This is a genomic window from Nonomuraea sp. NPDC049028, assembly GCF_043197735.1.
Taxonomy (GTDB): domain Bacteria; phylum Actinomycetota; class Actinomycetes; order Streptosporangiales; family Streptosporangiaceae; genus Nonomuraea.
On the sequence record NZ_JBICTR010000043.1, the window covers coordinates 1 to 1,456 of the forward strand.

Here is a 1,456-nt window from a genome sequence, read left to right on the forward strand (position 1 = left end):
TGAGAGTGCGTTACGCGAGCTGATGCCCCTTTCATCGTTGCGGTTGGATGAGTTCTGCGGGTCGGCGATTCACCGTTCGGCCTACGGGCGCGGCTGGGTGAACAAGCCGGGCTCGGTCTCGACGAGGATGCCGCGGCTGGCCAGGCGTTTGAGCTTGGCGCGGACGTTTTGGATGTCGTTGGGCGTCAGGGGCAGGTCCATGGCCAGGGCCAGGTCGCGGGCGCGCAGAGATCCGCCGGTCTGGGCGAAGACGGTGAGGATCTGCTGGTAGGCAGGATGATCGAAGCCGGCGGGCGGCGTGTCTGGCTTGGCCGGGGTGGGGCCTTCTTCGGAGAGGGAGATGAGGGTCTTGCGGCTGATCCGCAGGTGCTCGACCTGCTCGCTGAGTTCGCCTAGCCGCGCGGTCAGGGTGTCTATCTCGGCCTGGGTCTGCTCGATCTGGCAGGTCAAAGCCTGCTCACGGGCGTCGAGTCGGTCCAGGAGCCAGGTCCCGGGATTGGGCGGGCGGGCGTCGCGGCTGGTCATGTCCACCGCCAGGACGGGGCCGCACGGGTCAGGCGCCGGGTCATCACGTCCGTCATCGCCCAGTACACCCGTGATTCGGAGCTGGAGGGGCGGTGTTCGTAGTCGCGGACCAGACGTCGGTGGAACATCAAGATCCCGTACGTCTGCTCGACGACCCATCGTGTCGGCTGGGGGACGAACCCTTTGTCGGCAGGGTTGCGTTCGACGATGTCCACCTCAATTCCCAGGTTGGCTCCATGTGCGACGACCGCGTTCTTGAACCCCTGGTCGGCCAGCGCCTTGGTCACGGTGCCCTCGGTGACGGCGGCGGCCCGGTCCAGCAGGGCGATCCCGGCGACATTCTCATGAGCGGAGGCCGCGAGCACGACGACCGCGATGATCAGCCCAAGAACGTCTACGGCCAGGCCTCGTTTCCTGCCGGGTACCCGTTTGGCGGCGTCCTTTCCGGTGGTGGAGGCGGGGACCCCGGCCGCGACGTGGACACTCTGGGTGTCCAGCACGACCAGGCTCGGGTCGGCTAATCGCTTCTTCTTCTCGCGCAGATGCCAGCGCAGCAGGTCGTGGATCGTCTTGTCGGTGCCGTCGTCGCGCCACTTGCCGAAGTAGTAGTACGTCGCGCCCTTGGGCGGCAGATCGTGGGGGAGAAAGTCCCATTGGACACCGGTTCGTCCCTGGTAGCGGATCGCGTTCACGATCTCACGCAGCTCGTAATTGCCCTCGTGGCCGCTGACCGACGGATGGGCGGCCTTCCATGCCGTGAGCACGGGCTCGATCAACGCCCACTGCGCGTCGGTTAAGTCGCTTGGGTAGGGCTTGCGCTCGGTCACCGCGCCATCCCAGCACATCTGGACCCGCCAACCGACAGTAACGCTACAAATCCATATGATCACACTGCGACATCAAGGACAGAGGCTCGCGTAACGCACTCTGA

Annotated in this window: 2 protein-coding genes; both read right to left on the reverse strand. The window is 65.7% G+C overall.

Annotated elements, in window-relative coordinates; translation table 11 throughout:
* Positions 1 to 81 precede the first annotated feature (81 nt).
* On the reverse strand, positions 82 to 525 hold the full coding sequence (locus ACGFJ2_RS59300) for a hypothetical protein (protein WP_393484314.1): 444 nt from the start codon (positions 523 to 525) through the stop codon (positions 82 to 84).
* On the reverse strand, positions 522 to 1,352 hold the full coding sequence (locus tag ACGFJ2_RS59305) for an IS5 family transposase (RefSeq protein ID WP_393484317.1): 831 nt from the start codon (positions 1,350 to 1,352) through the stop codon (positions 522 to 524). The genes ACGFJ2_RS59300 and ACGFJ2_RS59305 overlap by 4 nt, the downstream gene beginning before the upstream one ends.
* Positions 1,353 to 1,456: the final 104 nt, after the last annotated feature.